The organism is Klebsiella sp. M041, assembly GCF_059759695.1.
Window position 1 is genome coordinate 25,367 of record NZ_JCAXWU010000023.1, and the last position, 24,513, is coordinate 49,879.

20 protein-coding genes and 1 pseudogene are annotated in these 24,513 nt (G+C 54.8%); 7 read left to right on the forward strand and 14 right to left on the reverse strand.

Annotated features, from left to right (window positions below):
- Nucleotides 1-198 precede the first annotated feature (198 nt).
- A complete protein-coding gene (fdhF, locus tag AC6CWS_RS22945) occupies nucleotides 199-2,346 on the forward strand; it encodes a formate dehydrogenase subunit alpha (protein ID WP_080901639.1) in 2,148 nt (715 codons plus the stop codon).
- Nucleotides 2,347-2,543: 197 nt separating this feature from the next.
- Nucleotides 2,544-3,230 carry a tetratricopeptide repeat protein gene (locus AC6CWS_RS22950; RefSeq protein ID WP_023291654.1) on the forward strand — a complete coding sequence of 229 codons (687 nt, stop codon included), beginning with the start codon at nucleotides 2,544-2,546 and terminating at the stop codon, nucleotides 3,228-3,230.
- Nucleotides 3,231-3,264: 34 nt separating this feature from the next.
- Here AC6CWS_RS22950 and gltP read toward each other — a convergent pair whose 3' ends face one another.
- Both gltP and AC6CWS_RS22960 read right to left on the reverse strand, forming a co-directional pair.
- Nucleotides 3,265-4,578 carry a glutamate/aspartate:proton symporter GltP gene (gene gltP / locus AC6CWS_RS22955; RefSeq protein ID WP_004206354.1) on the reverse strand — a complete coding sequence of 438 codons (1,314 nt, stop codon included), beginning with the start codon at nucleotides 4,576-4,578 and terminating at the stop codon, nucleotides 3,265-3,267.
- Between the two features lie 111 nt (nucleotides 4,579-4,689).
- Nucleotides 4,690-4,890 (reverse strand): annotated as a pseudogene (locus AC6CWS_RS22960) (hypothetical protein).
- A 100-nt stretch (nucleotides 4,891-4,990) separates the two neighbouring features.
- Here AC6CWS_RS22960 and acs point away from each other — a divergent pair.
- The 3 genes from acs to actP all read left to right on the forward strand — a co-directional run bounded on the left by acs (nucleotide 4,991) and on the right by actP (nucleotide 9,097).
- Nucleotides 4,991-6,949, forward strand: a complete 1,959-nt coding sequence (acs, locus tag AC6CWS_RS22965; RefSeq protein WP_080901640.1) for an acetate--CoA ligase — start codon at nucleotides 4,991-4,993, stop codon at nucleotides 6,947-6,949.
- Nucleotides 6,950-7,133: 184 nt separating this feature from the next.
- Nucleotides 7,134-7,445, forward strand: a complete 312-nt coding sequence (locus AC6CWS_RS22970; RefSeq protein WP_004206350.1) for a DUF485 domain-containing protein — start codon at nucleotides 7,134-7,136, stop codon at nucleotides 7,443-7,445.
- Nucleotides 7,445-9,097 (forward strand): cation/acetate symporter ActP, encoded by a 1,653-nt coding sequence (actP, locus tag AC6CWS_RS22975; RefSeq protein WP_025999225.1) that lies wholly within the window; start codon nucleotides 7,445-7,447, stop codon nucleotides 9,095-9,097. The genes AC6CWS_RS22970 and actP overlap by 1 nt, the downstream gene beginning before the upstream one ends.
- Before the next feature lie 49 nt (nucleotides 9,098-9,146).
- Here actP and AC6CWS_RS22980 read toward each other — a convergent pair whose 3' ends face one another.
- From AC6CWS_RS22980 to AC6CWS_RS23010, 7 genes are all read right to left on the reverse strand, one after another.
- The gene (locus AC6CWS_RS22980; RefSeq protein WP_017900098.1) at nucleotides 9,147-10,238 is read right to left on the reverse strand and encodes a type 1 fimbrial protein; all 1,092 of its coding nucleotides are present in this window, start codon (nucleotides 10,236-10,238) and stop codon (nucleotides 9,147-9,149) included.
- 33 nt (nucleotides 10,239-10,271) lie between these two features.
- Complete coding sequence (locus tag AC6CWS_RS22985; RefSeq protein ID WP_080901641.1) at nucleotides 10,272-10,886, reverse strand: fimbrial protein; 615 nt, start codon at nucleotides 10,884-10,886, stop codon at nucleotides 10,272-10,274.
- Nucleotides 10,883-13,474, reverse strand: coding sequence for a fimbria/pilus outer membrane usher protein (locus tag AC6CWS_RS22990; RefSeq protein WP_087777381.1), 2,592 nt, complete (start codon nucleotides 13,472-13,474; stop codon nucleotides 10,883-10,885). The genes AC6CWS_RS22985 and AC6CWS_RS22990 overlap by 4 nt, the downstream gene beginning before the upstream one ends.
- On the reverse strand, nucleotides 13,428-14,114 hold the full coding sequence (locus AC6CWS_RS22995) for a fimbrial assembly chaperone (protein ID WP_048322709.1): 687 nt from the start codon (nucleotides 14,112-14,114) through the stop codon (nucleotides 13,428-13,430). The genes AC6CWS_RS22990 and AC6CWS_RS22995 overlap by 47 nt, the downstream gene beginning before the upstream one ends.
- A 52-nt stretch (nucleotides 14,115-14,166) precedes the next feature.
- Nucleotides 14,167-14,703 (reverse strand): fimbrial protein, encoded by a 537-nt coding sequence (locus tag AC6CWS_RS23000; protein WP_017900102.1) that lies wholly within the window; start codon nucleotides 14,701-14,703, stop codon nucleotides 14,167-14,169.
- A gap of 627 nt (nucleotides 14,704-15,330) precedes the next feature.
- On the reverse strand, nucleotides 15,331-16,020 hold the full coding sequence (locus AC6CWS_RS23005) for an LrgB family protein (protein WP_080901797.1): 690 nt from the start codon (nucleotides 16,018-16,020) through the stop codon (nucleotides 15,331-15,333).
- On the reverse strand, nucleotides 16,013-16,423 hold the full coding sequence (locus AC6CWS_RS23010; protein ID WP_017900104.1) for a CidA/LrgA family protein: 411 nt from the start codon (nucleotides 16,421-16,423) through the stop codon (nucleotides 16,013-16,015). The genes AC6CWS_RS23005 and AC6CWS_RS23010 overlap by 8 nt, the downstream gene beginning before the upstream one ends.
- 105 nt (nucleotides 16,424-16,528) lie before the next feature.
- On the opposite strand from AC6CWS_RS23010, the gene AC6CWS_RS23015 reads away from it, so the two are divergent.
- On the forward strand, nucleotides 16,529-17,410 hold the full coding sequence (locus AC6CWS_RS23015; protein WP_017900105.1) for a LysR family transcriptional regulator: 882 nt from the start codon (nucleotides 16,529-16,531) through the stop codon (nucleotides 17,408-17,410).
- A 135-nt stretch (nucleotides 17,411-17,545) separates the two neighbouring features.
- Here AC6CWS_RS23015 and AC6CWS_RS23020 read toward each other — a convergent pair whose 3' ends face one another.
- The 4 genes from AC6CWS_RS23020 to soxR all read right to left on the reverse strand — a co-directional run bounded on the left by AC6CWS_RS23020 (nucleotide 17,546) and on the right by soxR (nucleotide 22,466).
- Nucleotides 17,546-19,192, reverse strand: coding sequence for a Na+/H+ antiporter (locus tag AC6CWS_RS23020; protein WP_004206334.1), 1,647 nt, complete (start codon nucleotides 19,190-19,192; stop codon nucleotides 17,546-17,548).
- A 147-nt stretch (nucleotides 19,193-19,339) separates the two neighbouring features.
- On the reverse strand, nucleotides 19,340-20,689 hold the full coding sequence (locus tag AC6CWS_RS23025) for an NCS2 family permease (RefSeq protein ID WP_004206333.1): 1,350 nt from the start codon (nucleotides 20,687-20,689) through the stop codon (nucleotides 19,340-19,342).
- 390 nt (nucleotides 20,690-21,079) lie between these two features.
- On the reverse strand, nucleotides 21,080-21,748 hold the full coding sequence (locus tag AC6CWS_RS23030; RefSeq protein ID WP_080901798.1) for a glutathione S-transferase family protein: 669 nt from the start codon (nucleotides 21,746-21,748) through the stop codon (nucleotides 21,080-21,082).
- Nucleotides 21,749-22,007: 259 nt separating this feature from the next.
- Nucleotides 22,008-22,466, reverse strand: a complete 459-nt coding sequence (gene soxR, locus AC6CWS_RS23035; RefSeq protein WP_004206331.1) for a redox-sensitive transcriptional activator SoxR — start codon at nucleotides 22,464-22,466, stop codon at nucleotides 22,008-22,010.
- An 84-nt stretch (nucleotides 22,467-22,550) separates the two neighbouring features.
- On the opposite strand from soxR, the gene soxS reads away from it, so the two are divergent.
- Entirely contained in the window at nucleotides 22,551-22,880 is a 330-nt protein-coding gene (gene soxS, locus AC6CWS_RS23040) for a superoxide response transcriptional regulator SoxS (RefSeq protein ID WP_023291646.1), read from the forward strand.
- Here the strand turns inward: soxS and pdeC are convergent.
- On the reverse strand, nucleotides 22,865-24,469 hold the full coding sequence (gene pdeC / locus AC6CWS_RS23045) for a cyclic di-3',5'-guanosine monophosphate phosphodiesterase PdeC (protein WP_080901799.1): 1,605 nt from the start codon (nucleotides 24,467-24,469) through the stop codon (nucleotides 22,865-22,867). The two genes, soxS and pdeC, sit on opposite strands and share 16 nt — an antisense overlap.
- Between the last annotated feature and the right edge of the window lie 44 nt (nucleotides 24,470-24,513).

Consider the following 24,513-nt stretch of genomic DNA (forward strand, 5'->3'; position numbering starts at 1 on the left):
GGTGACATTTTTTCAAGCGCCGTCACATCTCTAGGGTATCGACACGTCAAATCTGTCGACAGGCTGTTTTTCGTCAGCATTTCGCCCAAAAAAGCCACGTATCATCAAGGAATACCCACAATGAAAATATGGCATAGAAGATGCATAGTGACGGCGCGATAGCGCAAACGCGCCCATTGAATAACTGGAGCAAGACCGATGAAAAAAGTCGTCACGGTTTGCCCGTATTGCGCATCAGGTTGCAAAATCAACCTGGTGGTCGATAACGGCAAAATCGTTCGGGCTGAAGCGGCGCAGGGGAAAACCAACCAGGGAACCCTGTGCCTGAAGGGCTATTATGGCTGGGACTTTATTAACGATACCCAGATCCTGACGCCGCGCCTGAAAACCCCCATGATCCGTCGTCAACGCGGCGGCAAGCTGGAAGCTGTCTCCTGGGATGAGGCGCTGGATTACGTCGCCACTCGCCTCAGCGCCATTAAAGCCAAATATGGCCCGGATGCGATCCAAACCACCGGCTCCTCCCGCGGTACCGGGAATGAAACCAACTATGTGATGCAAAAATTCGCGCGCGCCGTTATTGGTACCAATAACGTCGACTGCTGCGCTCGCGTCTGACACGGCCCTTCGGTTGCAGGTCTGCACCAGTCGGTCGGTAACGGCGCCATGAGTAATGCCATCACAGAGATTGATAACACCGATCTGGTGTTTATCTTCGGCTACAACCCGGCGGATTCCCACCCTATCGTGGCGAATCACGTCATTAACGCTAAACGCAACGGGGCGAAAATTATCGTCTGCGACCCGCGCAAAATTGAAACCGCGCGCATCGCCGATATGCACATTGCGCTGAAGAACGGCTCGAATATCGCGCTGCTCAACGCCATTGGCCACGTGATTATTGAAGAGGATCTGTACGATAAATCCTTCGTCGCCAGCCGTTCCGAAGGCTTCGAGGAGTATCGCAAAATCGTTGAAGGCTACACGCCGGAGTCGGTGGAGGAGATCACCGGGGTCAGCGCCCAGGAGATCCGCGCCTGCGCCCGGATGTACGCCAGCGCCAAATCCGCCGCCATTCTGTGGGGCATGGGCGTGACCCAGTTCTACCAGGGCGTGGAGACCGTGCGTTCCCTGACCAGCCTGGCGATCCTCACCGGCAACCTCGGCAAACCGAGCGTCGGCGTCAACCCGGTGCGTGGCCAGAACAACGTTCAGGGCGCCTGCGACATGGGCGCGCTGCCGGATACCTATCCGGGCTATCAGTACGTTAAGTTCCCGGAAAACCGCGAGAAGTTCGCCAAAGCCTGGGGCGTCGACAGCCTGCCGGCGCACACCGGCTACCGCATCAGCGAGCTGCCGCACCGCGCGGCGCACGGCGAAGTGCGGGCGGCGTACATTATGGGTGAAGATCCGCTGCAGACCGATGCCGAACTCTCGGCGGTGCGCAAAGCGTTCGACGATCTGGAGCTGGTTATCGTCCAGGACATTTTCATGACCAAAACCGCCTCAGCGGCCGACGTTATCCTGCCGTCCACCTCGTGGGGCGAGCACGAAGGCGTCTATACCGCAGCGGACCGCGGCTTCCAGCGCTTCTTTAAAGCGGTAGAGCCGAAATGGGACCTGAAAACCGACTGGCAGATTATCAGCGAAATCGCTACCCGGATGGGCTACAAGATGCACTACAACAACACCCAGGAGATCTGGGACGAGTTGCGGCATCTGTGCCCGGACTTCTACGGCGCCACCTACGAGAAAATGGGTGAGCTTGGCTACGTCATGTGGCCGTGCCGCGATGAGTCCGACGCCGATCAGGGGACGTCGTATCTGTTTAAAGAGAAGTTCGATACCCCGAACGGGCTGGCGCAGTTCTTCACCTGCGACTGGGTCGCGCCGATCGATAAGCTCACCGACGAGTACCCGATGGTGCTGTCGACGGTGCGCGAAGTCGGCCACTACTCGTGCCGTTCAATGACCGGTAACTGCGCGGCGCTGGCGGCGCTGGCGGATGAGCCTGGCTATGCGCAGATCAACACCGCCGACGCCGAACGGTTAGGCATTGAGGATGAAGCGCTGGTGTGGGTGAATTCGCGCAAGGGTCGGATCATCACTCGCGCGCAGGTCAGCGACCGGCCGAACAAAGGGGCGGTGTATATGACCTACCAGTGGTGGATTGGCGCCTGTAACGAGCTGGTGTCCGAGAACCTGAGCCCGATAACCAAAACGCCGGAGTACAAGTACTGCGCCGTCAACGTTGAGCGGATTGCCGATCAGCGCGCGGCGGAACAGTACGTGATCGACGAGTACAACAAGCTGAAATCCCGCCTGCGCGAAAGCGCGATGGGTTAAGGTGCGGCGGCCTGATCCGGCTCGCGCGATGCGTAGGCCGGGTCAGGCGCAGCCGCCACCCGGCATACAAGCGGCGCCGTGCCCGCGTACCTGCGGTAGGTCGAGCGAATCCGCTCTACCTACCGATCCCTGTCATTTTCTTCTTTTTCGCCTCCCTTTATACTGCGCGCTATGTTCCTTGCTGATAATAAATACAAATGAAATACCTCTTTTTATTTTTACTGGTCATTACCAGCGGCGCAGCGGTGGCCACCGAACCGGGTAGCCGGTATCAACAGCAGGCGGAAGCCGGCGATCGACGCGCGCAATATTACCTTGCGGATACCTGGGTTAGCTCCGGCGATTATCAGAAAGCCGAATTCTGGGCACAGAAAGCAGCGGCGCAGGGCGATGGCGACGCGCTGGCCCTGCTGGCGCAGCTAAAAATTCGCAATCCGCAGCAGGCGGACTATCCGCAGGCCCGCCAGCTGGCGGAAAAAGCCGTCGAGGCCGGCAGTAAATCCGGGGAGATCGTCCTCGCGCGGGTGCTGGTGAACCGTCAGGCTGGCCCCACCGACGTGGCGCACGCCATCACGCTTCTGCAGGATGCCGCCCGGGACAGCGAAAGCGATGCGGCGGTAGACGCCCAGATGCTGCTGGGGCTGATCTACGCCAGCGGCGTGCACGGTCCGGAAGATGATGGGAAAGCGAGCGCCTACTTTAAAGGCAGCTCGGCGCTCTCGCGGACCGGCTATGCCGAATACTGGGCCGGGATGATGTTCCAGCAGGGAGAGAAAGGCTTTATCGAACCGAATAAGCAGAAGGCGCTGCACTGGCTTAACGTCAGTTGCCTGGAGGGGTTTGATACCGGCTGCGAAGAGTTTGACAGGATCAGTAAAGGATAAGAAAAAGCCCGGCGCTCGCGCCGGGCTTTGTGTTTTATTGCGCGGTTTTATCAAACTTGCCCAGCACTTCGCGTTCATACGCCAGCGCTTTTTTGCGGTCGAACTTATGCTCCCACTTGGCGATAACCAGCACCGCCAGCGCATTGCCCACCACGTTCAGCGCGGTACGCGCCATGTCGAGGATACGGTCGACGCCGGCGATAAAGGCGAGGCCCTCCAGCGGGATCCCGACGCTGCCCAGGGTGGCCAGCAGCACCACAAAAGAGACGCCCGGCACGCCGGCGATCCCTTTCGAGGTCACCATCAGGGTCAGTACCAGGGTGATCTCCTGCCAGATGGAGAGGTCGATGCCGTACAGCTGGGCGATAAAGATCGCCGCGATGCTCTGATACAGCGTTGAGCCATCGAGGTTAAAGGAGTAGCCGGTCGGCACCACGAAGCTGGTGATTGACGCCGGCGCGCCATAGGCTTCCATTTTCTCGATAATACGCGGCAGCACGCTCTCGGAGCTGGCGGTGGAGTAAGCCAGAATCAGCTCATCTTTCAGGATGCGGATCAGGATCCAGATACTCAGGCCGCACAGGCGGGCGACAATCCCCAGCACCACCAGCGCGAAAAACAGGATCGCGAAGTAAACCAGCAGCACCAGCTTGGCCAGCGGCCACAGCGAGGCGAAACCAAAGGTGGCGACGGTCACTGAAATCAGGGCGAACACCCCGATCGGCGCATAGCGCATCACCATATGGGTGACTTTGAACATGGTTTCGGAGATGGAGCGGAAGACCGTCACCAGCGGCTCACGGTGCGTCGCCGGCAGCGAGGAGAGCCCCAGACCAAACAGCACCGAGAAGAAAATAATCGGCAGCATATCGCCTTTCGCCATCGACGCCACGATGTTGGTCGGCACCAGCGACAGGATGGTGCCCATCAGGCCATGCGCATGGCTCTGCACCTCAGCGGTGGTGTTCTGGTATTTCGAAATATCAACCGCCGCCAGCTGCGACATATCAATGCCCGTTCCCGGCTGGAAGACGTTGGCCAGGGTGATACCCAGCACGATCGCCACCGTGGTGATCACTTCGAAATAGATAATGGTTTTGGCGCCGATCCGGCCTAACTGTTTGGCATCGCCCACGCCGGCAATCCCGACCACCAGGGTCGAAATAACAATCGGGACCACGATCATTTTAATCAGATGGATAAAGATATCGCCCGCCGGCGTCAGCAAATTGCTAATCAACCAATCGCGACTTTCGGCGTGGTAATGCAGATAACTGCCCAAAAGGATACCCAGCACCAGGGCTAGCAAAATTTGCCAGGCCAGACTGACTTTTTTTGTTTTCTTCACTACAGACTTCCTCAATGAAAGGCACCATTCCTTTTCGTCATGGTACCCACTGCAGGGGGTATGAATTGTGTTGCGTTGCTTTGTGGGGTTATTTAACGCGCAATATCAGTATCATTTGCACGGCATGCTGCGCAAGCCTTTAAGAATAGGGCTTTCTTCTGGTTTTCTGCATAAAGTCACGAATTTTCCCCAGTTACAATGCATAAGTATTTGTAATAAAAAATATTTCACATCTTCCGTTTCTATAAATTCATTTGCGTAATTATTTCACTTCAAAGTTTCATTTGACGAAATTTCACTCAGTTGAATCATTGCGTGATCTGCCCCCCAATTAACAAACAAAGCTGCCAAAACCCCTACTCTTAACGTTTGTTTGACATATATTTAACAAGTTCAAAGGAGAAAAAAAGCCATGAGCCAAATACACAAACACCCTATTCCCGCTAACATTGCGGAACGTTGCCTGATTAACCCGGATCAGTACAAGTCGCAGTATCAACAATCCATAACCGACCCTGATACATTTTGGGGCGAGCAGGGCAAAATCCTTGACTGGATGCGCCCCTACACCCGCGTGAAGAATACCTCCTTTGCGCCGGGTAATATTTCCATCAAATGGTATGAAGACGGCACCCTGAACCTCGCCGCCAACTGCCTCGACCGCCATCTCGCCGAGCGCGGCGATCAAACCGCCATCATCTGGGAAGGCGACGACGCCAGCCAGAGCAAGCACATCACCTACCGTGAACTGCATGCGGACGTCTGCCGCTTCGCCAATGTGCTGCTCGGCCTCGGGATTAAAAAAGGCGACGTGGTCGCCATCTATATGCCGATGGTGCCGGAAGCCGCGGTGGCGATGCTGGCCTGCGCCCGCATCGGCGCCATCCACTCGGTGATTTTCGGTGGCTTCTCGCCGGAGGCAGTGGCCGGACGCATTATCGACTCCAGCTCGCGCCTGGTGATCACCGCGGATGAAGGGCTGCGCGCCGGTCGCGCCATCCCGCTGAAGAAAAACGTCGATGACGCGCTGAAAAACCCGAACGTCAACAGCATTGAACACGTCGTGGTCCTGAAACGTACCGGCGGTAAAATCGACTGGCAGGAGGGCCGCGATCTGTGGTGGAGCGATCTGATGGCGAACGCCAGCGCCGAACACCGCCCCGTCGAGATGAACGCCGAAGATCCGCTGTTCATCCTCTATACCTCTGGCTCCACCGGTAAACCGAAAGGGGTGTTGCACACCACCGGCGGCTATCTGGTCTACGCGGCCACCACCTTTAAATACGTTTTCGATTACCACCCGGGCGATATCTACTGGTGCACCGCCGATGTCGGCTGGGTCACCGGCCACAGCTATCTGCTGTACGGCCCGCTGGCGTGCGGCGCCACCACTCTGATGTTCGAAGGGGTGCCGAACTGGCCAACCCCGGCGCGTATGTGCCAGGTCGTCGATAAGCATAAGGTCAGCATTCTGTATACCGCGCCGACGGCGATCCGTGCCCTGATGGCGGAAGGCGACAAGGCTATCGAAGGCACGGACCGCTCCTCACTGCGCATTCTCGGCTCGGTCGGCGAACCCATTAACCCGGAAGCCTGGGAGTGGTACTGGAAGAAGATCGGTAACGAGAAGTGCCCGGTGATGGACACCTGGTGGCAGACCGAAACCGGCGGCTTTATGATCACTCCGCTGCCGGGGGCGATTGAGCTGAAGGCTGGCTCCGCTACCCGCCCGTTCTTCGGCGTCCAGCCGGTGCTGGTGGATAACGAAGGCCTGCCGCTGGATGGCGCCACCGAGGGCAATCTTGCCATCGCCGACTCCTGGCCCGGCCAGGCGCGAACCCTGTTCGGAGATCATGAGCGCTTTGAGCAAACCTACTTCTCCACCTTCAAAAATATGTACTTTAGCGGCGACGGCGCGCGCCGAGATGAAGATGGCTATTACTGGATCACCGGCCGCGTGGATGACGTTCTGAACGTCTCCGGCCACCGTCTGGGTACTGCCGAGATCGAATCGGCGCTGGTGTCGCACCCGAAAATCGCCGAAGCGGCAGTGGTCGGTATTCCGCACAACATCAAGGGCCAGGCTATTTACGCCTACGTGACGCTCAATCACGGTGAAGAACCGACGCCGGAGCTGTATGCGGAAGTGCGTAACTGGGTGCGCAAAGAGATCGGCCCACTGGCGACGCCGGATGTTCTGCACTGGACCGATTCGTTGCCAAAAACCCGCTCGGGCAAAATCATGCGCCGCATTCTGCGCAAGATCGCCGCGGGCGACACCAGCAACCTCGGCGATACCTCGACTCTCGCCGATCCTGGCGTAGTGGAAAAACTGCTCGAAGAGAAGCAGGCCATTACCATGCCATCGTAAGCAAGGACCGATTCCCTACACCCTCTCCCCCACCGGGGAGAGGATAAAAATAAGTCCCTCCCCCAGGATTTCACTCGCAGGAACGCCGTCAGCGAACCGTATCCCGGCCTTTAACGCCGGAGGGGTTGCTGTCGCCAGCGTCCGCTGCGTGGATGACGAAAGGGAGACCTCTGGAGACGCTAAGATGAATGAACAACTTTGTCAGCGGATAGAAAATAGTGCGCATTTCAGGGAGCTGGTGGCATCACGGCAACGGTTTGCCGCCATTCTGTCAGTGATTATGTTAGTGATCTATGTGGGCTTTATTCTGCTTATCGCCTTCGCGCCAGGCTGGCTCGGCACGCCGCTGCACGCCGGGACCAGCGTCACCCGCGGGATCCCGCTGGGCATCGGGGTGATCGTCATTTCGTTTGTTCTCACCGGTATTTATGTCTGGCGGGCCAACGGTGAATTCGACCGTTTGACCAAGAGCGTTCTCAACGAGGTAAAAGCATGATCAAGAGAGTCCTGACGGCGCTCGCCGCCACGCTGCTGCCCCTCGGCGTTCAGGCCGCAGACGCCATTACCGGCGCGGTACAGCGCCAGCCGACCAACTGGCAGGCGATTGTCATGTTCCTGATTTTCGTCGCCCTGACACTGTATATCACTTACTGGGCGTCAAAACGGGTGCGTTCGCGCAGCGATTACTACACCGCCGGCGGCAATATCACCGGTTTCCAGAACGGGCTGGCGATTGCCGGCGACTTTATGTCGGCAGCGTCGTTCCTTGGTATCTCCGCGCTGGTGTATACCTCCGGTTACGACGGTCTGATCTACTCGCTGGGCTTCCTTGTCGGCTGGCCGATTATCCTGTTTCTGATTGCCGAACGTCTGCGCAACCTTGGCCGCTACACCTTTGCCGACGTGGCGTCCTATCGTCTCAAACAGGGACCGATCCGCACCCTCTCCGCCTGCGGCTCGCTGGTGGTGGTGGCCCTCTATCTGATCGCCCAAATGGTCGGCGCCGGCAAGCTGATCCAGCTGCTGTTCGGCCTTAACTATCACGTTGCGGTGGTGCTGGTGGGCGTCCTGATGGTGCTCTATGTCCTGTTCGGCGGCATGCTGGCGACCACCTGGGTGCAGATTATCAAAGCGGTTCTGCTGCTGTTCGGCGCCAGCTTTATGGCCTTTATGGTGATGAAGCACGTCGGCTTCAGCTTCAATAATCTGTTTACCGAAGCGATGGCCGTCCACCCGAAAGGCGCGGCGATTATGAGCCCAGGCGGGCTGGTGAAAGATCCGATATCCGCGCTCTCCCTTGGCCTCGGTCTGATGTTTGGTACCGCCGGCCTGCCGCATATCCTGATGCGTTTCTTTACCGTGAGCGACGCCAAAGAAGCGCGTAAAAGCGTGTTCTACGCCACCGGTTTTATGGGCTACTTCTATATTCTGACCTTTATCATCGGCTTCGGCGCCATCATGCTGGTCGGCGCGAACCCAGTGTTCAAAGACGCGGCCGGGCAGCTTATCGGCGGCAATAATATGGCGGCGGTGCATCTGGCGGATGCGGTGGGCGGCAACCTGTTCCTCGGCTTTATCTCCGCGGTCGCCTTCGCCACCATTCTGGCGGTGGTCGCTGGCTTGACGCTGGCGGGCGCCTCAGCGGTGTCGCACGACCTGTACGCCAACGTCTTCCGTAAAGGGGCGACCGAGCGTCAGGAGCTGAAGGTCTCCAAAATTACGGTGCTGATCCTCGGCGTGGTGGCCATTCTGCTGGGCATCCTGTTCGAAAATCAGAATATCGCTTTCATGGTCGGCCTGGCGTTCTCTATTGCCGCCAGCTGTAACTTCCCGATTATCCTGCTGTCGATGTACTGGTCGAAGCTGACCACCCGCGGGGCGATGATCGGCGGCTGGCTGGGTCTGCTGACGGCGGTGATTCTGATGATCCTCGGCCCGACCATTTGGGTGCAGATCCTCGGTCATGAGAAAGCGCTGTTCCCGTATGAATACCCAGCGCTGTTCTCCATCGCGATCGCCTTTATCGGCATCTGGCTCTTCTCCGCGACCGATAACTCACCGGAAGGGATGCGCGAGCGCGAGCAGTTCCGCGCCCAGTTTATCCGTTCGCAGACAGGGATTGGCATCGAGAAAGGTCAGGCGCATTAAGCTCGCTTCCCCGGCCTGCTGGCCGGGGAAGCAACCCGCGGCATTTAGGTTAATTGTAGGTAAAGTTCAGGGTTCCGTTGGCGTTCGCCTGCCCAGCCTTCACCTCGGAACCGGTTTTATAATAGTTAGTCGTAAAGGAAAGTCTCTCTGTACCTGAAGCCCCTCCCGGGTTGTCCGGATTGCTGAATACGCGGTAACTGGCCTCTGCACCCGAATTCAAAACTGTCGTTCTGCTGGATGAAAACAATGTGAGATCCGTATTCAAGGGTAATGCCTTCCCATTAAGATTCAATTGCACGCCGACACCTGTTGCCGCATCAGGAGCCCATCCCAGGGATATCACGCTATTGTCTGGATTATCTCCTTGAGCTGAAGAGGCCGAGACCTTCAGTGTGACGTTCGTTCCTGGTTCGCAAGTCAGCGTCAGATTTTGTTGTGCAGAACCGACTTTTGTCGCCTTATTAAATTCAGAGGCGCTGACGTTGCCCATCTGAAATAGCAGACTTGTCACGTCAACATCGCACCCCATCGGCACCAGCTGGATTTGCGTGGAACCAGTGACGCGCAAACTGGAAGCTGCCATCGTGCCATCGCCATCTTTGATGGACACCGTTGAGGTTGGGTTACCCAAGGTCAGAGCACTACCGCTGGCGATAGCGCCGCCAGTGGCTATCAATTGCAATTGATAGACAGGGTTGTAGTGAGAGTGGTTATAAAAATAAAACAAGCTCCCCTGCCCCAATAGAAAATTCGCATCTCCTATATAATGTTCGCTATAGTCAGGTTTGATTTGGGTATTGTAACCCTCCATTTGCCCTGTGACATTAAGCCACACTTTTATTCTGATACCGATCCCCGGGACTGAAGTCGTATAGATATGATCGCTGGTGTGAGAACCCACCATTGAGGAAGCCCATTTAAACTGTGCGTAAATACCACCATTACAATTATTCATCGAAGTTTGCGGCCCGGTGATTTTCCCGGAGTCATAGAGAATGGTCCCAGCCGTATAGTTATTCGCACTCAGCAATATTCTTGGCGGCAGGTTGGCAATGGTGACATCCCCGCCATTTATATAGTTGCTGCAGGCCCAGCCACAAACTGGAGACAGCCACAGCAGCAGTAAAAAAACACGTTTCATACTAACTCCATTTATATGTTTTTATGCGCACTATTATTTGTAGGTCACGTTGAAAGTAACGGTAAAAGCCACCTTTCCCGCTGTTACTTTCCCGTCAGGGGTGTACATTCTGGCAATCATATTAAAAACGCGTTCAGCGCCCTCAGGGAGGGCATAGGTATAAGTATCATTTGGCCCCAGGCTTTTCTGATCCACCGCACTTAGCAGCTGTAACCCTACGTTCTTGGCACCATAAATAAGCTCATCCTGATAAATACTGGGATAGGTACTACTATATGAATTACCGTTAAATGTTATCGTCACCGAGGTCATCCCCGTTGAGCAATGCTCAAAGGCAATGGCAACGGCCGTGGCATCACTACTCGCGCCTGGTTTACCGGTCAGACGTTGAAGGGAAACCGTTCCCAGATCGATAGTACTGGAGGGCTTTACCGACACTTCACATACGGGTTCTTCAATCTTACCGCTGACATTAAAATTAACTTCACTATTGGCGTTAAAGGGCCAGGCAGGTCTTGCGAAAATGAATAAAACCCCAATGCTAATAATAAGCAATAAGCATGGTTTTATGGATAGCCGGCCATTCCCCCTCTTCATCGCCGCTATCCTGAGATTATGAATTAAAGCCTTTACCCTGGTATTCATCATCGGCAATTCTCTGCATAAAAAACGATATCATCCACTGACTGATCAGATGAAAAATCATAATTGAGATAACACTGGCTATTTTGCGTATCACCCCACTTCACAAATAGCCGGCCTTTTTTGGGTAACCCGGTAATATAGACTTGCCCGGCATCGCCGACAATCGAACTACGACGCTCTTTATCATTCAGATTTTCATCCTCAAGCGTCACCACGGCGCCAAAAGGCACCGCTTTATTTTTGTAGTTGATGGTGACCATGGCCTTATAGCCGATCCAGGTATCATATTTGACTTTAACAATCGCATTTCGCGTCGGGACTACCTTTCTGACAATGTTATCAATTTCCGCACCAGAGACCTGCTGCTCATCAAGAGAGAGATTGTTTTCATGGTAGGGGCGTACAAAAGGCACAACGGCGTATCCAAAAGCATCGGTCGTAATATTCGTCTGCCCCCGAACTGCCACATCGCTGACGCCCGGCGCTTCGACCAGCGCCACGCTCTCGCCCAGATAGCGAGAAAGGGTTACCCCGCCAGAATGGGCAACCATCCCGCCGCGAAGCGAGTAATTGTAGTGCGAGCTATAGCTGTCATACCCGTATCCGGCGGCGACTTCGCCCCGGGAACCCTGATAGTTCAGATTGACGTTTCCAGAGGTACTTTTATCGCTGGCGTTGTAGCCTTCCTGCACGTTCCAGTTCAGAGAACGGTCCGCAAACGCAGAACCGCTCAACCCCAGGCTATGGGTCGTGTCGCCCGTCCGGCTGCTGTTCAGGTTGTAGTTAGCCGATATATCCGCGCCAAAAGGCATGCTCATCGTAAGCGATATCATATTATCGCTGGTCGGAGAGCTATCGCTGTTCTGGCCTGTGCTCTGCACATTTCGGCTGTAGGAGTAGTTAATGAAGTAAGAAATGCGACCCAGGGTATTGCTATAGCTCACCCCCAGCGACTCCATACGTGAATTATCCCAATAAGATTCACTGACCAGCGAGAGGGCGAGAGAACCGAACCCGGAGAAAATCTGGGAGGCCGAAGCGTCAAAACGATCTTTAGTCCGCCCCGTTAATGAACAACACCCGCTATGAGCATTTCCCCGGTCAATGAAATTCTGCAGAGAATAATAGCCATGGGTTGAATACCGATATCCGGCAACGGAGAAGTTGGTACCCGTTAATGGAAAATCTTTACTAAAACGCACGCGATAAGACTGCCCCTCGCTGGCAGTGGTATTATCCGCGGTTGGATTTTCTTTTATATCAGCCCAGGACTGAGAAGCATCCAATGAGAGTGCGCCAACAGATCCCAGATTAAACCCAGCTCCCAACAGCGCATTGCTATATTTATCTTCCAGTTGCTGAAAACCGCCGTACAGCGTAACGTTACTCAATGCACCCCAGGCAAGGGTGGATTGCAGAAAATGGTATTCCTTTCCGCCTGAGCTCGCCGAGCGAGTTTTACCGCTGCTGAAAGCATAGTCTATCTGCCCTTCCCGCTGGAGAATCGCCAGCGAGGCAAAAGGCACCACGAAGCTCTGCTCGCCGCCATCAGACTCTTTCACCGTAACATAGAGATCGCCCGCACTCCCCGTTGGATAAAGATCATTTATTTCGAATGCCCCGGGAGAGACCGTGGTTTTATAGATGCTGTATCCATTCTGATATACCGTTACGTCTGCAGTCGTCCGGGCAATGCCTTTGATCACCGGAGCAAAGCCATTCATGCTGTCCGGTAGCATCTCCCTGTCTGCATTCATCTGCACACCGGTGAAGCTGAAGCTGTCAAAGATGCCAGGATAGGTGTAAGTCTGCCCCAGTATCAGCTGGCCTTTCAGAGCATGGATATCGCGCGAAATATAGCTATAGACGGAGTCCCACTGGTTGCCATCATTATCATGATTAAAGGTGCTGTAATTACGTAAACGCCATGGCCCAACGTTCAACCCAGGCTGCAGACTAAGAAACTGACTGGATGTCGATGCGCCTCCGTGCCGCGGATCGTTTTTTTGCCCCGAAATATTATAGTTAAGCAGCCCGGCGGTAATGCCCTGCTGCCATTGATTCTCGGGGACATAGCCCTGAGGGTGACGCAGCATCGCGACCTGCGGCACGGTAAAATCGACTCGCTGCTGTGAAAGTAAAACCGCCGTTTCCCATCCTGGTATTGCAGGCAGTTTTGCACACTCGGAGCCCTCTATCGTGAGCTCAGGATAATCCTGCGTTTTTATTGACCACTCTTTTAGTTGCGCAACGCTAATACACGGCTCAGCAGGCGAATCACTACCTTCCTTTTGTGGCTTAAAGACGATAGTGTCAGAAGCGATAAACTTGTCGTTAATATAAATATCAAGATTATACTGACCAGGAGGTACGGCTTCGCGAGAAATATAAGATAAATCTACGCTTGTCGCACTAGTTTCATTAACTTCAAGTAAATGTGGGTTAAAATACTCCCCAGCGAAAGACGTTAAGGGGATAGCGCCAAGACTGCAAAGTATGGCGATATAGCTAGTTTTCAATGAGAATGCATCATTCCATCCAGCGCTATTGAATGATGGCCTTATATTTTGGTCCCGACATACCATAATCATTGATCACACTCCATGTGATTTCTTTTTTCCCAGCTGGAGAGGCATTAGCTACCGGTATTCTTATCGTTGAATAGGGTGCAACAAACCACGCCTCGGGTACTGCTTTACCATTAATAAAAATCTCAGAGAAATTCATATAGAGAGGAGAATCATTTTTTACCTTAATGGCTCTGCCATCATTTGACCATTGCAGTTTTTGAGCAAATTCTTCCGGAATAGCATTTTTTAAAGCTGCAGGCCGATAAATGAGTTTAATCCTTGAGTTAATCGCAAATTGCACTATATTTTTATCTGATACGTCATCCGTTGCAGGAATTCCTTTAATATTGAGCCATAACATAGACTCTCGATCTTCCGGCATCGGTTTGCCTGTACGAAGAATGCGTACAAATCCTTTTTCTCCTGCCTTCAAGCGAAATAGAGGCGGGGTGGTAATAAAGGAGTCTTTCGCGGGTGATGTCTCATCAACGATGGCTAACCATGACTGGACGATATTTGTAACATTATCTTTATTCTGAACAGAGACGGTGGTTGTCTTTTTTGTTCCATCAAAGATAACGCGCGTTCCGCCAACAACTACGCTAGCCTGCGAAACTGAAATAGAGAAAAAAAAACACACTAAACATAATAATCTGTTCATAGCCTTGTCCAAACAGGGAAAGCAAACTGCTTTCCCTTGATATAGTGATTAATTAATAATAGGTTACGTTATAGGTTACGGTCGTCTTCACTGGGCCTTTAGTTGGAGCAGAGGAACCTGACTTAGCCATTTTTACGATAAACGGAATGGTCGCTTCCCCAGAAGAAATATCGACATCAGAACCTTCAGTATTGTTCTTTTGCAATACGCCAGCGCCATCAAAAATAGCAACAGCAACATTGGTTGCTGGTGTTCCTGTAGCCTGGTTTCGAAAATAATCACTATTAAACTTATCTGCTTCACCACCAAAGGTAATTCGGGCTTTGGTCAGAGCACCTTCGCCCGTAGGGCAACCGGCCAGTGTGAAAGAGAAGTTCTTCGCGGCGCTATAGACGTTCGCTGTTAAATCTGCTACCGAGACAGTCCCCATTTCAATAGATGAAGCATTATTATCAATACTGGCGGAACATGTGGTTTCGGCCACCGTCCCCGTGAAGTCGATAGTATTATTCGCATGAGACATTGCCACCAAAGAGCAGCCAGAAGATAAAGCTAAAATCTTAGCTAACGTTTTGAAATTTGCTTTCATTTGTATTCCCCTATTTATTCAGAATAACAATCAATCCATCAATTGTTTATGGCAAGCTATTAGCGAATGAGATTGGATACCAACGTTCTTAACTGCTGGTATATTTCTTAGGGAAATGTATGGCTTGCATTTAACATTAGTTCAAATGCAAGAGCTTTAATTCCACTTGAATCCATTCAATAATAAAAGCTCACGCAAACAAGATAACGGAAACCAGGAGTATTCTCAACAATAGAAGAAAGGCTAATTCAAAGTCATAAATGTCTGTCATTAATAACCATCATATATGCATTAAAAATATGCAAATAAAATCATTGAGTTATAATATCAAAATATTCATTATTAAAATATTCAAACACATACAAATAAATATAGTAAATAAAACAATATTCAAATAGAAACATTTGGTTACAAACTATCGATAAATAATTAAGAATAATCATGGCGGATTAAAGAAAAACCAGACTAGGGTTATCAATAAATAATATTAGAACTAAGACTAATTAAGGATTATTTTCCCTGGCAACAATCAGAGATAGTGATAAATCCCCAATCAAGTTGTTCCATTAATCACCATGCCACCAGGTTCATCCGTAAAAAATAGCTGAAATGAGCGCGGAGTGACTTTTAAAACAGTGCCCAGCGCACCAAAGGCGCGGCCAGCACCATCACGACTCCGGAAAGCATCATCACCAGGCTGGCGACGACGCCCTCCTGTGGGCCAAGCTCATAAGATCGTGCGGTACCAGCGCCATGTGATGCTGCGCCAAACCCCGCTCCTTTCGCCATTCCTGCGCGAATAGAAAGTCGCAGAAACAGTACATCACCTATCGCCATACCGAATACCCCGGTGACAACAACAAACAGAGCGACTAAATCAGGCTGGCCGCCCAGCGGCTTCGCTGCGGCAAGGGCAAAGGGCGTCGTTACCGAGCGCACAGCCAGGCTCCGCTGGATCTCATCAGGCAGCGTCAACCATCTCGCCAGCCAGACCGAACTGGTCACCGCAACAACCGACGCGGTGGTCACCCCGGCGGTGAGTGACATCCAGTGGCGCTTAATAATCGCCAGGTTGTCATATACCGGCACGGCGAAAGCAATCGTTGCCGGGCCCAGCAGCCACAGAAGCCAGTGGGTCTCTCCCAGATAGCTTTTATAGGAGATATGGCCAAATACCAGAATCATCACCAACAGGATCGGGGTTAACACCAGCGGCATCAATGGGAGTTTATGGAAGCGGCGATATAGCCGCTTGTTGGCAAAATAAAGCCCCAGTGTGACCAGAAGGCACAGGACGCTCAGCTGAAAATCACTCATGTTTCATCCTGCTAACTTCATAGCGATACACTTTATCAACCACCCAGGCGGTTGCGCCCAGCACCATCATGGTACTTAAACCAATCACCAGAAAAATACGCCAACCATCAACCATCAGCAGCTGCACATAGTTAACGACCGCCACCACTGCCGGCACGAAAAACAGCAGCATTTCCGCCAGCAGCCAGCGGGCGCCGGCCCGCACCCAGTTTAAAGGAATCACCCGGCAGACAATCAGCGCCAGCATGATCAGCATCCCGACCAGATTCGCCGGAAGCGGCAGGCGTAGCCAGCTAACCAAATATTCAGCGCAGACGAACAGTCCGGCATAGATAAGTACCTGAACGGGTACCAGAAGACGTTGCATGACCATGGGCGTCACGCGAGCTGGCGCGAAGGCCATGAGCGATAGTCCTGAAAAAAAGAAGTCAGGCATGCAGTATAGAGAGCCGCCGACGCGGACAGAAATGAATTAAAATCATCGCAGGTATAGTCTCAGGGAATAATTATGGATATCCGAACGCTGCGCTATTTCGTTGAAGTGGTTCGTCAGCAGAGTTTTACTCGCGCGGCGGAAAAGCTGTTTGTCACACAGCCCACCATCAGCAAGATGCTCAAAAATCTCGAAGATGAACTGAACTGCACGCTGTTGATCCGCGACGGCCGCAAACTGCTGCTTACCGATACCGGGCGCGTGGTTTTTGAACGCGGCCAGGCGATCCTCGGCGAGTTCAGCCAGCTGGAGTCAGAGCTGAGCGATATCAATCACCTGCATAAGGGGGTGCTGCGTCTTGGCATTCCGCCGATGGTCGGGATGCTGATGGCGGAGCCGATCAGCCGTTTCCGCCAGCGCTACCCGGGCGTCGAGCTGAAAATCGCCGAGTTTGGCGGCCTGACGGTTCAGCAGGCGGTCAGCAATGGCGAACTTGATATGGCGATGACCGCCCTGCCCATCGAAGAGGGTAGCAGCCTCACCACCCTGCCGTTATTCAACCACCCGTTGTGCGTCCTGACGCCCAGGACCGCGGCGTGGGAAGGCAAAACGTCGCTCTCGCCGGCGGAGCTGGCGGCGCATCCGCTGGTTATCTACAACGAGGAATTTGCCCTCAGCCAGCAGCTGATGCGCCTGTTTAGCGAGCACGACGTGAAGCCGCGGATCGCTGTGCGCAGCGGTCAGTGGGATTTTCTCGCCGCCATGGTGCAGGCCGGCATTGGCGTGGCGATCCTGCCGGAGCCGATTTGCCAGCGTCTCGACCCGCAGAACTTTTGCTGGATCCCATTGCAAAGCGAGCTGCGCTGGGAGCTGGGGATGATTTGGCGGGAAGGTGTGTATATGTCGCGTAGCGCTGAGGCCTGGCTGGCGTGCAGTAAAGCGTTCTGGCTGGAATAACGCCTGGCGGCGCCAGGCTGGTGCGCATCGGGTGGATACCGCGGAGGTTGTCGGCCCGGTAATGCGTCAGCTGCCCGCGGACACACGTGCGTTACGAGAGATCACCCGGCGGCGCTACGCCACCGGGTCTGACGATCACTGATCTTCGATCAACAGCGCTTCCAGCAGGTCGAGGTCGTGCAGCAGCTTCTGCAGCGTCTCGTTACTGATCTGCCGGGTGGCGCGCAGATGGTACAGCTCACCGCGCTCAGAGCGCAGCGCCGCCAGGCGGAAGCGCCGCTCCAGGCTCTCTTCGAGCATCGAGGTTTCCACATCGTTACGACCATCGGCGCGGCGGCGCAGGTTACCGATCACCCGCGAACTGACTTCGGTCAGCAGCTGGTTATCGATATTCTCTTTAGTATCCGCCGCCAGCCGCTCTTCCATCTTCTGGATCGCCACAATCGCCACGTCCGCCGTCGCCGCGCGCGCCAGACGCTCCTCTTTCCGCTGCTGCACATTATCGCTCGATTCAATGTGGCGCAGCAGGATCGGCAGCGCAATCACCCCAACGAACAACGAGAACAGGATCACCCCGGCAGCGAGGAAAATCAGCTCATAGCGCGCCGGAAAGACATTCCCGTCCGGCAGTAGCAGCGGAATAGAGAGCACACCGGCGAGGGTAATCGCACCGCGCACCCCGGCAACGGAGGAGATCAGCAGCTCGCGCGTGGTCCAGGAGCCAAACTCCATCGGTTTCTTCTTCAGGAAGCGCTGGCTAAGCTTACGCATCGACCACAGCCAGCCAAAACGCACCAGCATCAGCGCGGCATAGATCAGGATGATGTCGGTAAACAGCATCCAGGTCTCGACATTGGGGTCGGCTTCCGCCGCCACCAGCGAGCTGGAGAGGATATCCGGCAGCTGCAGGCCCAACAGCAGAAACACCATGCCGTTAAAGACAAACTCCAGCATCGCCCAGGTGCTGTTGGCGCGCAGGCGCATCGCCAGCGGCGCGGTACGCATCACACCGGAACGGGTGATGGTCATCCCTGCCGCCACCGCCGCCAGAATGCCGGAGACGCCGATATGTTCGGCGATCAGATAGGAGGCAAACGGCAGCAGGAACAGCAGGACGATCTGCGTGGCGGGCTCGTCACCGCCCCAGCGGCTGAGGAAGCGCATCGAGCGGCCATACGACCAGCTCACCACAAACCCGGCCAGCACGCCGCCAATCGCCACTTTCAGAAACTCGACGGTGGCGCCGCCGACGGTAAAGACCATCGTGCCCATCGCCACCGCGACGGCAAACTTGAGCGAGACCAGGCCGGAGGCGTCGTTCATCAGCGCCTCACCCTGCAAAATACCCATGATTTTTTTCGGTATCCGCCCTTCCCCGACGATACCCGAGAGCGCCACGGCATCGGTCGGCGACAGCACGGCCGCCAGCGCGAACGCCGGGATCAGCGGAATGCCCGGCACAATCCAGTAGATCAGAAAGCCGATGCCGACCACCGTTACGACCACCAGCGCCAGCGCCAGGCCGAGGATCTCGCGCCCGTGCTCAATGAATTCGCGAGTTGGCGTTTTCCAGCCGTCGGCGAACAACAGCGGCGGGATAAACAGGACCAGAAACAGCTCTGGATCAAATTCAACATGCAAACCAAAGGTCGGCCACGCCAGAAGCGCGCCAATGGCGATTTGCATCAGTGGGAGTGGAACCTGAAAGGGCAGTACGCGCGTCACTACCCCGGAGAGTGAGACCACAAGGGTCATGATGAGGATGGTAAAGAATATTTCCATGTGTTCCCTGTTTGCTGCGTTTTCTTTTATACCTGTGAGGCGTCTTGCCTTTGAATCATACGCTACCCAGATTAACGCAAATGGAAACAGGATGTGGCTTAAAAATAAAACGGGCGGCCTGAGCCGCCCGTGAGGAGCACAAAGGGTTTAAATCGCCCACCCGCCGGCGTAGAACACCACCAGCGCCACAGCGATAATCACCGTGCCGAGGTTCAGCTTGCGCCACTCGCCGGAGACCAGACGGCCGATCACCAGGGTCGCGAAACCGATCATGATGCCGGTCACGATGTTGCAGGTCAGCACGATAAACACCGCGGTGATCAGGCCAGCCATCGCGTCAACGAAGTCATTGAAATCGATCTTCGCCACGTTGCTCAGCATCAGCAGGCCGACGTACATCAGCGCCGGCGCGGTCGCGTAGGCCGGCACCAGATAAGAGAGCGGAGAGAGGAACAGGATCAGCAGGAACAGGACCCCTACCGTCACCGCGGTCAGGCCGGTTTTACCGCCGGCTGCTGTACCCGCCGCCGATTCGATATACACCGCCGCCGGCGCCGCCCCGACTAAGCCAGAGAAGACGCTGCTCAGGGAGTCGGTGGTCAGCGCTTTACCGCCGTTGATGATCTGTCCGTCTTTGTCCAGCAGGTTCGCCTGACCGGCCACCGCGCGGATGGTGCCGGTGGCGTCAAAGACCGCCGTCATCACCAGGGCCAGTACGCTGGGCAGCACGACCGGATTTAGCGCGCCGACGATATCCAGACTACCAATCAGCGAGTTGCCCTGGTCATCGCTCAGGGATGGCATGGCGAAAATCCCGGAGAAATGGACGTTAGGATCGAAAATCAGGCCGACAATCGACACGCCGATAATGGTCAGCAGAATACCGCCCGGTACCTTCATTTTTTCCAGACCGATGATCACCGCGAGGCCAATCAGCGACATCACCACCGGGAAGCTGTCAAAGTTCCCCAACGCCACCGGCAGACCGTCCAGCGGGTTTTTGATCACCAGGCCAACGCCATTGGCGGCAATCAGCAGCAGGAACAGACCGATCCCGATCCCGGTACCGTGGGCCACGCCCTGCGGCAGGTTGCGCAAGATCCAGCTACGGATGCCGGTTGCCGAGATCACCGTAAACAGGACGCCCATCAGGAATACCGCGCCGAGCGCCACCGGAATACTGATGTGTTGCCCCAGCACCAGGCTGAAGGCGGTGAAAGCGGTCAACGAGATAGCGCAGCCGATGGCCATCGGCAGGTTTGCCCATAATCCCATCGCCAGCGAGCCAACGCCCGCCACCAGACAGGTAGAAACAAACACCGCGGCCGGTGGGAAGCCCGCTTTTCCGAGCATGCCCGGCACCACGATGACGGAGTACACCATTGCCAGAAAGGTAGTAAGACCTGCAACAATCTCCTGACGCACGGTGCTACCGCGCGCCGAAATTTTAAACCAGGCGTCTAATGAACCGCCGGTACGCGCTGAAGGCGTAGACATAGAAAACTTCCCCTGAAAATTTTTATTGTTCGTTGATATGCGTGGTGGACCTTCCACTGCCAGTTAAACGCGATCTCCTTGTACCGAATCGCAGCGCCAGGGGGGCCGCAAAAAAGCAAACGTTTAACTCCGCGCATACACTACGGTGTGTCAACCTTATCAACTCCCCCCGGCTAGCAGAAAAAAGAGGGAGTAAAACAGAAAGGCAAACGATTATCCGGCCTTTAGATAACCCTTTTCAACCGATGTTTATCGTATTTCGCTAAATTTCGCTTATGACGAACAGAAAATAACCAGCCGATGCGCAAACGTTATCGTCCATGCGCAATCCGCTAACAATTTTTTAGTGAGTTGCTTTCATTTAGCCGCGTCATCGGATCCGCTGATACTTCAGGCGCCGGGTAAGGTGAAGGGGCCGCCGCGCTCGATAGCCCGCTGCCAGGCCGGGCGCTGCTCCACCCGCTGTCGCCAGGCCTCAATATGGCGAAGATCATGCATGCCGCCGCGGGCCAGCAGCGCCATTACCGGGAAGCTCATCTGGATATCGGCCATGCTCAGCCGATCGCCGGCAAACCATGGCCGCGTGGCAAGATGGTCGTCAATGAACCGCGCATGGGTGGCCAGCTGAGGATCGAGCCACGCTTTCTGGATACCTTTGCCCAGCAGCGAGCCCAGCGAGCGGACGCCAAAGGGCACCGGGGGTTTGCCGAGGCTGGCAAACACCAACTTCATTAACAGCAGCGGCATCAGCGAGCCTTCGGCATAGTGCAGCCAGAAGCGGTACTGCAGTTTGTCATCCGCGCCCTGTGGCTTCAGCAGCCCATCGCTGTCCCAGCTCTCCTGCAAATACTCAAGGATCGCTCCGGACTCCGCCAGCACATTGCCGTTGTCTTCCAGCACTGGCGATTTACCCAGCGGGTGGATTTTCTTCAATGCCGCTGGCGCCAGCATCGACTTTTCCCGCTGATAGCGGACTATCTGATAAGGCAGCTGTAGCTCCTCCAGCGCCCACAGTACGCGTTGCGATCGTGACTGATTAAGATGATGTACCGTCAGCATGGGCCTCTCCCGTGGTTTGTTCAAATTAACTATAGGAACAGGCGCTGATTGCCGGGAAAATTTCGGCAAAATAGTGAGGAAAAAACGGCGGCAGATGCCATAGTTAAAGTGTCGACGCAAACCGGAACCTCCATCAACAGATTGCGCAATACTGAGGGACGTCGACGTCGGGGGAAACCCTCTCGTGAACCAACGAGATAATGCGAAAGACCAAGACCGGAAAACAACTAAAGCGCCCAGTTGTGGCGCTTTAGTTTTATCACTCCTCCTCCAGCAGCCGGGCGCCGGTCCCCTCTTCCCCCAGTTTATCGCCCGGGTTGCGTAGCGGGCAGTCGCGCCGCGATAAACAGCCGCAGCCGATGCAGCCGTCGAGCTGGTCGCGCAGCGCCGTCAGGGTGTGGATACGCCGGTCCAGCTCCTCGCGCCACTGTGATGACAGCATTTTCCACTCTTTTGCGCTGAGATTGTGCCCTTCCGGCAGCACGCCAAACGCGTCGCCGATGGTGGCCAGCGGGATGCCGATACGTTGCGCAATTTTGATAATCGCCACCGCGCGCAGGACATCGCGCCGGTAGCGCCGCTGATTGCCGGCATTCCGCTGGCTGTGGATCAGCCCTTTACTCTCATAAAAATGGAGGGCCGAGACCGCCACGCCGGTTCGTTTTGCCACTTCCCCGGGCGTCAGCAGCATTTTGATGCGGGGTGATTTCTTTTCCATAAAGCGCTTTACCTCAAGTTAACTTGAGGAATTATACTCGCCCGCAGACAAAACGACGAATCGAGAATTGAGAGAGGCCGCTTTATGTCCCATCAGGATATTATTCAAACACTGATTGAATGGATTGATGAACATATCGATCAACCACTTAACATTGATGTAGTCGCCAGAAAGTCAGGATACTCGAAGTGGTACCTGCAGCGGATGTTCCGCACCGTGATGCATCAGACGCTGGGGGATTATATTCGTCAGCGCCGTCTGCTGCTGGCGGCGGAGGCGTTGCGAACCACCCAGCGGCCGATCTTTGATATCGCCATGGATCTGGGCTACGTCTCGCAGCAAACCTTCTCGCGGGTTTTCCGCCGGGAGTTCGACCGCACCCCCAGCGACTACCGCCATCAGATCTCCGCGTGACGCGACGGCTGAGGCACGTTCACGGGCGCGGGCTCATTGGCTAACCACTGCATAAACTCCCGCGCCGGCATCGCTTTCGCAAACAGCCAGCCCTGGCAATACTGCACGCCGCGCTTGTAGAGCCAGCTTACCTGCTCAGGCGTCTCCACGCCTTCCGCGATAGTCTTTAGACGCAACCCGCGCGCCATCTCGATGATGTGTTCGGCAATCAGGTGGCTGGTGTTGTTGGTGGTCAGCGTATCAACGAAGGTTTTATCGATTTTAAGGATATCGACGTTCAGGGCGTGCAGATTATGCAGATTCGAATAGCCGGTGCCGAAATCATCGATGGCAATTTCATAGCCCGCTTCGCGGAACGCCTGAATCACCGGCGTGGTCTTCGGTACGTCGATAAACCCCCGCTCGGTTACTTCGATTTTGATCTGCCCGATACAGACCGCATAGCTGCGCGCTTTCTCACTGATCTGTGAAATCAGCCGCGCCGAGTGGAAATCCGACGCAGAGAGATTGATCGCCACGTACAGCTGCGGATGGCTGGCAAGAAACTCTCCCATTTCGTAAAACAGCTCATCCACCACGTAGTCCGTCACCTGGGCAATCATGCCTTCATTTTCCGCCAGCGGAATAAACTCCGCCGGGTTCATCACCGGACCGTCAAACCCTGGCCAGCGCAGCAGCGCTTCCGCCCCGACGCAGCGGTTATTTTTAATATCGATAATCGGCTGGTAGTGCAGGCGCAGCTGGCGGCAGCTCAGAGCCCGCTGCAGCATATTGCGCGGCGAGTGATACTGCCGGCGGGTGCGCGACCACACCAGCACCAGTAAAATACTGCAAATGATCCCCAGCGGCAGCGTCAGGCTGGCCTGGTCACAAAAGTTATGATAATAGCTGGCCCGCGAGGTGGACATAATGACGGCGATCGGCCGGATAGCGGAGCGGGCTATCGTATACACCCGGCCATTCTGATTAAAAAAGGTATCGCCTTCGCGAATTAACGCATGGAGCTCCGCGGGCTCGACATTGTTACTCACCGAGAAAAAGAGGTTGGTTTTGGTATCGAACACGCCATAGGCTAAATCGCGATCGCTGGCGATTACCGAGCTGTACGAGAAGGGATTGACCACCACCACATAGGGCCCCTTCTGCATATAATTCATGGCAAAGCCGGGATAAAACGGCGTGTCCCGGTAATAGTAAATCGCGACATCCGGCTTTTTGGTGTAATTGGCCGCCGGCATCCGCCAGCCGGTTTGCTGATGAACGGACGTTGAACAGATAAAGCGCTGGCCGTTAGCGTAGATCAGATCTTCTACATACAGCAGGCCGCGAACGATATGCAATAAATAACGCTGATGGTCCGCTGAGCACAGCTCCCCGCGATACTGGCTGGCTTTCGCCCGGGCCTGATCCGCTTCGCGGATGACCATTTCCGTTTTTTGCAGCGCCAGCTGCGAAAATGAGTGTAATTGATCAATGGTTTCGGCTTTCGCCCGCAGTTGGGCAAACCACAATGCCAGTACCACTGGCAATAAAATAACCAAACCCGTTCCGATGAGCCTTAGCGCCTTATGCGGCGTACTGTCACCCATTTACGCTTACATCCATGCGATATGCCTTAATTAAGGTAGCCCAA

Bases quoted from the DNA above. Each gene is read 5' to 3' on its own strand.
- AC6CWS_RS23010 (WP_017900104.1), bottom strand. From the start codon at position 16,423: ATGGCCTTCGCGCCAGCTCGCGTGACGCCCATGGTCATGCAACGTCTT.
- AC6CWS_RS22980 (WP_017900098.1), bottom strand. From the start codon at position 10,238: ATGAAACGTGTTTTTTTACTGCTGCTGTGGCTGTCTCCAGTTTGTGGC.
- AC6CWS_RS23020 (WP_004206334.1), bottom strand. From the start codon at position 19,192: ATGGAAATATTCTTTACCATCCTCATCATGACCCTTGTGGTCTCACTC.
- soxS (WP_023291646.1), top strand. From the start codon at position 22,551: ATGTCCCATCAGGATATTATTCAAACACTGATTGAATGGATTGATGAA.
- AC6CWS_RS22990 (WP_087777381.1), bottom strand. From the start codon at position 13,474: ATGATTATGGTATGTCGGGACCAAAATATAAGGCCATCATTCAATAGC.
- soxR (WP_004206331.1), bottom strand. From the start codon at position 22,466: ATGGAAAAGAAATCACCCCGCATCAAAATGCTGCTGACGCCCGGGGAA.
- pdeC (WP_080901799.1), bottom strand. From the start codon at position 24,469: ATGGGTGACAGTACGCCGCATAAGGCGCTAAGGCTCATCGGAACGGGT.
- AC6CWS_RS22970 (WP_004206350.1), top strand. From the start codon at position 7,134: ATGAATGAACAACTTTGTCAGCGGATAGAAAATAGTGCGCATTTCAGG.
- AC6CWS_RS22985 (WP_080901641.1), bottom strand. From the start codon at position 10,886: ATGATGAATACCAGGGTAAAGGCTTTAATTCATAATCTCAGGATAGCG.
- AC6CWS_RS23000 (WP_017900102.1), bottom strand. From the start codon at position 14,703: ATGAAAGCAAATTTCAAAACGTTAGCTAAGATTTTAGCTTTATCTTCT.
- AC6CWS_RS23015 (WP_017900105.1), top strand. From the start codon at position 16,529: ATGGATATCCGAACGCTGCGCTATTTCGTTGAAGTGGTTCGTCAGCAG.
- AC6CWS_RS23005 (WP_080901797.1), bottom strand. From the start codon at position 16,020: ATGAGTGATTTTCAGCTGAGCGTCCTGTGCCTTCTGGTCACACTGGGG.
- AC6CWS_RS22995 (WP_048322709.1), bottom strand. From the start codon at position 14,114: ATGAACAGATTATTATGTTTAGTGTGTTTTTTTTTCTCTATTTCAGTT.
- AC6CWS_RS23025 (WP_004206333.1), bottom strand. From the start codon at position 20,689: ATGTCTACGCCTTCAGCGCGTACCGGCGGTTCATTAGACGCCTGGTTT.
- AC6CWS_RS23030 (WP_080901798.1), bottom strand. From the start codon at position 21,748: ATGCTGACGGTACATCATCTTAATCAGTCACGATCGCAACGCGTACTG.
- acs (WP_080901640.1), top strand. From the start codon at position 4,991: ATGAGCCAAATACACAAACACCCTATTCCCGCTAACATTGCGGAACGT.
- AC6CWS_RS22950 (WP_023291654.1), top strand. From the start codon at position 2,544: ATGAAATACCTCTTTTTATTTTTACTGGTCATTACCAGCGGCGCAGCG.